This is a genomic window from Methylorubrum aminovorans (assembly GCF_022179725.1).
GTDB lineage: Bacteria > Pseudomonadota > Alphaproteobacteria > Rhizobiales > Beijerinckiaceae > Methylobacterium > Methylobacterium aminovorans.
This window is the reverse complement of sequence record NZ_BPRC01000065.1, coordinates 1-6,582: the sequence shown is the minus strand read 5'-3', so window position 1 is coordinate 6,582 and position 6,582 is coordinate 1. Positions and strand designations below refer to the sequence as shown.

Below are 6,582 nucleotides of genomic sequence, written 5' to 3'. Positions count from 1 at the left end.
CCGGGACCGACGGCATCGACGGGTTCGAGATTGGCATCGCGCTGCCCTCGGGCCACCACGCGGATTAACGCCCGAGACACCCCGAAGCATCGAAAGTGCGGATGAACCCCTATTGGACGCCGATTGACAGGCCTCTCCCTGACTCCAAGCAGTCCTTCAAGCCGGTCTGCCCAGATGTCCGTGCCGAAGGGACTTGCAGAAGTTTCAGGGCTTCCTCGGCGTTCGGCGCCGTCCCGGCCGCTTTAACTCCTAACGCGTGGAACGCGCACAGTATCTCCGGGGGGATGACGTATCCGTCCTTGGCGTTCGGCAAACGGGAGGCAGCCGGCAAGTCCGCTGCAAAGATCTTCAATGCTGTATTTTGGCGCAGTCAGTGAGCGGTAGGTCGATGACACAGCGCAGCTTAGCCTCACCCAGTTCGTAGCTAGTCCGGGCTTTCAGTGCGTAGGGCAGCGCCTTCTCGATCAGGTCACGCCCGTAGCCACGGCGAATCGAGCTGCGTTCCTTGGGCCCGTTGATACCCTGTTCCAGCCAGACCAGCGATAGCCGCCGCTCGCCTCCATCTCCCCTGTAGGTGTCCCAGCTCACCCAGAGCCTCCCATGATCATTGGCGAGAGAGCCGTACTTGCGCGCATTGGTGGCCAACTCGTGCAGGGCAAGTGCGAGTGTCTGCACACTGACCTTGCGCAAGCGAACCGACGGGCCCTCGAACGCCACTCGAGACTGCATCGCGGCAGCCCCGAACGCGTCGAGCTCGGTCTGGATCAGCGCCCGAATGGTGATCGGCTCTTCGTCGGAACGTGAGAGCAGTCCCTGCACGCGTGAAAGCGCAGCGAGACGGTCGTTGAACCGCTCGCAAAATTGTTCGGTCGGACCAGACTGGGCCATAGTTTGCTGCGCGATCGAGCGCACCACCGCCAGCAGATTGCGGGTGCGGTGCTGCAACTCATCTACCAACACCGCCTGACGCTGATGCAACTCGTGCAGATCGTGGATGTCTGTGACAGCTCCATAGCACCGAGCGATCTGCCCAGAGGCATCCCGGATCGGCTCAGCACGGACCATGAACCAACGGTAGATTCCGTCCTTGCCGCGGATGCGGTATTCGCGACTATACGGCTGCTCCTGATCCATGGCGGCCCGAAAGCCCGATATCGTGTACTCGCGCTCCTCTGGGTGGATCACCTCCTGCCAGCCATAGCCGAGAGCCTCCGTTTCAGATTGACCGGAGTACTCGTACCAGCGCTCGCTGAACCACGTTGCTCGACCTACAAGATCACTGCTCCAGAGGAAGCCCGGAACGAGGTTGGCCAAAGCCCGGAACCGTTCCTCGCTCCTGCGCAGCGCAATCTCAGCGCGCTCGGCGATCACGCGACGGAACTCCATCTGCGACATGGCCTGTCGGGCGAGTGCCTCAAGGCTGCTGGCTTGGCTATCCGTGAGGCCCTCCGGCCGCGGCTTGGTGTCGATGACACAGAGGGTGCCGAAAGCCACACCGTCCGAGGTCACCAGTTGTGCTCCGGCGTAGAACCGGATGTGCGGTCCGCCCGTGACGAGAGGATTGTCGGAGGTCCGCGGATCGAGCTTCAGGTCCGGGATAATGAAGAGCCCGGCCTGCTTCAAAGCATGACGGCAGACCGATTGCTCGATGGGCATCTCGGAATGGGCAAAGCCGATGCGCGCCTTGAACCACTGACGATCAGATCCAACAAGGCTGATGAGTGAGACAGGTGTCTCACAGATCCGCGAGGCGAGGAGCACAAGATCGTCAAAGGCCGGCTCTGGAGCCGTGTCTAGGATAGCGTAGCGGCCGAGCGCGACGAGACGGGCCGTTTCCTCTAGGTCAGGCATGATCGCGTCTGCCAAGTCCGCCTCTTTCAATGAGCATACAAAGAGGGCGGGCCCGGTTTGTTTCGCCTTCAGCCAGCGCGAGCACAACCGCTCCCCACGATACCGGTGAGGTAGGTCGTGCGTATAGCAAAGAGACGCATAGCTGAAGCGCCTAGCGATTATCACGTCTTACACTCGTTCACGCGGCAACGGCGGACCTGCTACCGTGCGAGAGCGGAGGTCTGCAAGTTGCGCATAGCCGAACAAGCAGCGGTCGAACTGCTGACCCCATTCGGAACTTCGAGGGGTTGCCGTCGAAGGTCCGGATGGGGTGGAAAGCACGCATCCAACCTAGCCATCGCAGTAGGCTACTTCCCCGCTGATAGCGGACATTCGGTTATCGTTCGTTACGGAGCGTTCCGCTGAAACAGCTCCATGCCCCTAATGTCCGCTGAACACGAGGGTTTGGATCGGCAGGACGATCGCCTGGATCCGCAGGATCATGGCATGCACGACCCCGACGGCATCGACCGCGTGGAGAGCCAATTTTTTGCTGGTGCTGAGCTTGCCCGACTCAATGAGTTCGTGATTGCCCGTATAGGCGTTGGCGATGCAACTGCTTCCGGGCGTCACGCCTTCCAGGCCACCTTGGTAGAGCGGCTCAAGGAAGACCAGAATCGTTCCCGGCCGAACAACCTGCTGCGCGTCGATGAGTTGCTCGCCACCTCGGAATTGGCCGGCGGCAATGAAGTCCTGCACGCCCGTCACCACCATTGGGATGACGGTCCAGGGTTTCGAGATGCAGGTGACCTCCGCCAGCATGCCCACCTTCATCACCTGCGCCTCGATCTGCCCGAAGCCCGCCGCGATCGCCTTGCGTCCGGCACCTTCGGGGATCAGCACACCGGCCGAGCGCATGAACGGGTTGACGATGTCGCCGGACCGCAGTGAAAATTGCTCCACCCGCCCCTTCACGCCAGCCCGAATTGTCGTCTTGGCGATCTCTACTTCGGCCTGCGCAAGCGCCGCCTGGGCGCTGGCTTTCTGAGCGGGGAGAAGCGTGTTGAATTGTGCCTCGGCCGTCTGCTTGGCAGCAGTTGCCGCCGCGACGGAGCCCTGCCGGCCGTTCACGACGTTCTGGAGCCGCTCGATCTCGCGAACGGCGACGATGCCGGCGCCGCGCCTGTTCAGCTCCTGCTTCGTCTCCAGTTCGTCGATGGCCTGCTGTAGGGCGCTCCGGGCCTCCTGGGCTTTTCCTTCGGAGGCCAAGATATCGGATTGTGCCGCCACCATCGCCGCCTCAACCTCGGCGATCTTGCGCCGCGCCGACTCCGCGGCGGCCTTCTGTGTCGAACTGTCGAGCCTGAAGATCGGAGCACCCTGCTCGACCTCGCCGCTGACGCCTCGTACGTAGACTTCAGCCACACGTCCGTTGATCTCGGGAACGATCGGTACGGTTCTGTAGTAGAGCGTCGCGCTGTTCGTTGAAGGGTGGTAATAGAATATCAACGTGATCAGCCCGATCGTAAGCATCAAGCATGTAACGATTCCCCACCTAAGCTCGAACCACACAGAGTAAAGCGTGATCTCTTTGCCAAATCGTTTGCCCTGGCCGAAGCGGCGGAAGAGATAGTCCGGCAGGATCGTCAGTAGGGAGCAGAGCATAAGCTCGAGCATGGTCAGCTCCCGGTGCTATTTGGAACGATTTTCGGTGAAGGCCGTGACAGTGGCTGCGCTTCAGGCCGCGTGACCACTGCAGAGGTCTGGCCTTGCGTATCATCTACCGCCTCGCCACGCGGGATGCCTGCCATACGTTCAAGCGATCCCGCGATCCGGCCGAGTGCTCCCCCAAAGTTGGGAATGTCGATCATCGCTAGTAGCAGGCCGATCACCCAGAAGAGATGGATGTGCGTGAAGAGGGCCAGCAGTCCGAGCACGGCGACGATCTCGAACTGGAGCTTGTGGCTCTTGTGGGCGATCCGCTCCGGCAGCGTATGCAGGCGTAGGAACAAGAGCCCAATTGCTAGAACTGCGATCCCCAGGATCACGGCCGCTGCCATCAAGAAGACGTCCGTCTCGCCAGAAGCGGTAATGAACGCTGGAAGATGATGAGGTGCGGCGGGGTTCAGCGAGGCAGTCATGCGGCCCCCAGCAAAAACGACGTAGCCATTCGGACAGGTGTGTCCGCTCCTTAGAGGCGGCAGCAGGTGTCACCAGCGTCGCACACGGACCGCCCGCGGCCCGTAGTATCCGCGTCGAACGGCACCTACTGAGCGCGGTCCGTAATATTCGCGTCGCACGACACCAACCGCACGCGGGCCGTGATATCCTCGCTGGACGACAACCGCGCCACGAGGGCCGACGCAGCCGGACCGATAGACGCCGCGGGCGCAGACGAGGGCATTGGCCTCCGTCGGGACGTATGCGAGCAGGCCTGCAAAGAGACTGAAAGCGACCAAGGCGTACTTCATGACAGACCCTCCGCGCGCTGCCGGCTGGATACGTCAAATGAACTATGCCGAATCATGGCAGACGAAATTGTAACACGGGGCAAAAAAAACTGCTTGATTATTTGCGCCAACGGCTCAGTTAACGAAACTGGCTGCAATGGCCGCGCAAGCGAAGATGTTACGGTGTCCACCCCATTGCCTACACCAGCGCACAGGTACACTTTCGGCGCTCTCGGGATGCTTGTACATTTAAAACGGGCCAGCCTGCGGCTTAGCTCATCCCTAATGGACAGTTCGACAACTTAGCACTACCTGGGCACTCTGAGGGCGGCGGGCGTTCTTATCCTGTAGTGGCACTGCGTCTGCAGCCGATGACAGCCCGCCTCGGATCGCCGGGCCACGACCAGCCGTAACACTTCATCGCCAGCCCGGCCTGGGACGACAGCCCGCTCTGGACAGAGTTAGCTCGCTCCGCGGACCGGCTGGTCGGCGGATCCGATGCCTGCCTGGTGATCGACGACAACATGGCGCAGCCCATCTTCGGTCGCTCGACGACGAGCGTTGACGGGACCAGCCTGTGCATTCCTCGCCGCCTATTCGATAGCAGGGTGGGGGAAGTGGGGCGACTGCACAGGAGCAGGTTCTCCCGGACCGGGAGCCCGTTGAACAAGCTGCTCTCGGACCACATGCGGAACATGCAGGACTGCCTGGATACGTCGGACGAGGCACAGAGAACCATGCTCACAACAGCGACGGTCTCGATATGCAACGCGATGCTCACGCCCGCTTCGGACAGCGCCTACAACCGTCCGGCAGTCGTCGCCATCGAGATCCGGCAATTCATAGCGGCGAACCTGGACTTGGCCGGCCTCGGCGTCGAAATCATCTGCGCCCGTTTTGGGCTGTCGCGCACGCCGGTCTACGCACTGTTCGAGGCCGACGGGGGCGTGATGACCTACATCCGCAATCGCCGCCTAGCTCGGGCCATGCGGATGCTCTCTGGAAGCGAGGAGGGGCCGCCCCGCGTCTCCGGCGTGGCCTACGCCTGCGGCTACGAGAACCTGAAGAGTTTCAGCAAGGCGTTCCACGCGCGTTACGGCGTGAACCCGCGGGATGTCGGCACAAGCCATCGGGTCGATGCCCATCGGGAGAGCGGCGCGACCCTGATGTCTTGGATGAAGGACCTCTGAGATGCACAATCCCCGCCTCACAACAGCAATGAATCACCTCAGAAATGCCGCTGCAACAGCAGAGTTTTTCAACAAAATCGGCGCGCAACTGAACAGGTGACATGTATATCGGCGAGAGTGAGAGGGATCCCCCTCAAAGCGGTCCGATGGAAACTTACCGAAGTTCCAAGGATGCAGCGATGAGACCACGCACCTCCTGCCAGGCCGGCGTCGACGGTGTGACCAAGTCGAAGTGTCCGGCATCCGGGACATTTATGAGTTGCGGCGCCCGTCCAGACCTCCCTCGAACAGCGCGCGCATAGTCGTAGGCGACCCATGGTGGCGTGAGTCGGTCCAGTACACCGCTGACTAGAATGACCGGCACCCCGGCAGGCGGGAGGGCTGCGGGTGAGACCTCCGATAGCTTGTCTGCTGGGGCGAGCCGCTCGACAATGCCCAAGCCGCAGAGCACAGGGACGAACCGCGCGAACGTCGCAAGATCTCCCACGCCGCCTAGGCTGATCACCGCTCGCGGGGTCAGATGGGGCGCTGCGTGAAGAGGACTCTCGGCGGGAAGCGAGCCGCGCGAGGCTGCCCATAGGGCAAGGTGGCCGCCCGCCGAATGGCCCAAGAACACCACACGCGACAGGTCCAGGTGGTATGTTTTTGCCTCTTCAGCAAGCCGGTCCAGAGCAGCACTTATGTCCTGATAAGTTCCGGGATAGCCGCCACCGGCCTCATTGGCACGGCGGTAGCCGATGCTCCACACGGCAACGCCGCGATGCGTTAGATCTGGTCCGAGGTGACGCATCTGCTCGCGCCCGGCGGTGGTAGCGCTCCAGCAACCGCCGTGGATGAGAACCGCGACTGGGTGTGGGCCAGGGCTCGCGGGCAGGAACACATCAACGACTTGAGAGGGGGCCTCACCATAGGTGAGCTGCAGGGTCGGCGGAGGTCGCAACAGGTCACGAAAGGCTGCGAGCTCCACCGGGTCAGCCGTTGCCGGACCGGTCGCGAGCACAGGCGGGAGGTAGAGAACCCGTGCGCCGACCGCCTCGATGGCCTCGCGCACCCCGGCGACCTTGTGGGCATTCAGATTGTCGAGGATGACGGTGTCACCGGGCCTCAGCAGC

General features: G+C 62.1%; 5 protein-coding genes and 2 pseudogenes. 2 read left to right on the top strand and 5 right to left on the bottom strand.

Annotated elements, in window-relative coordinates; translation table 11 throughout:
* Positions 1 to 348 precede the first annotated feature (348 nt).
* The 3 genes from MFF24_RS28290 to MFF24_RS28280 form a co-directional block, all read right to left on the bottom strand.
* Positions 349 to 1,851 carry an HWE histidine kinase domain-containing protein gene (locus tag MFF24_RS28290; RefSeq protein ID WP_238229174.1) on the bottom strand — a complete coding sequence of 501 codons (1,503 nt, stop codon included), beginning with the start codon at positions 1,849 to 1,851 and terminating at the stop codon, positions 349 to 351.
* A gap of 420 nt (positions 1,852 to 2,271) precedes the next feature.
* Complete coding sequence (locus MFF24_RS28285; protein WP_238229171.1) at positions 2,272 to 3,507, bottom strand: HlyD family secretion protein; 1,236 nt, start codon at positions 3,505 to 3,507, stop codon at positions 2,272 to 2,274.
* 2 nt (positions 3,508 to 3,509) lie between these two features.
* Complete coding sequence (locus MFF24_RS28280; RefSeq protein ID WP_238229170.1) at positions 3,510 to 3,971, bottom strand: hypothetical protein; 462 nt, start codon at positions 3,969 to 3,971, stop codon at positions 3,510 to 3,512.
* Between the two features lie 671 nt (positions 3,972 to 4,642).
* Between MFF24_RS28280 and MFF24_RS28275 the strand changes: the two are divergent.
* Both MFF24_RS28275 and MFF24_RS29010 read left to right on the top strand, forming a co-directional pair.
* A pseudogene (locus MFF24_RS28275) lies at positions 4,643 to 4,801 on the top strand (transposase); the annotation flags it as partial.
* A gap of 3 nt (positions 4,802 to 4,804) precedes the next feature.
* Positions 4,805 to 5,470, top strand: coding sequence for a helix-turn-helix domain-containing protein (locus MFF24_RS29010; RefSeq protein WP_308445626.1), 666 nt, complete (start codon positions 4,805 to 4,807; stop codon positions 5,468 to 5,470).
* 154 nt (positions 5,471 to 5,624) lie between these two features.
* On the opposite strand, the gene MFF24_RS28265 is transcribed toward MFF24_RS29010, so the two are convergent.
* Both MFF24_RS28265 and MFF24_RS28260 read right to left on the bottom strand, forming a co-directional pair.
* Positions 5,625 to 6,470, bottom strand: a complete 846-nt coding sequence (locus MFF24_RS28265) for an alpha/beta hydrolase (protein ID WP_238229172.1) — start codon at positions 6,468 to 6,470, stop codon at positions 5,625 to 5,627.
* Positions 6,471 to 6,582, bottom strand: a pseudogene (locus MFF24_RS28260) (transposase); the annotation flags it as partial.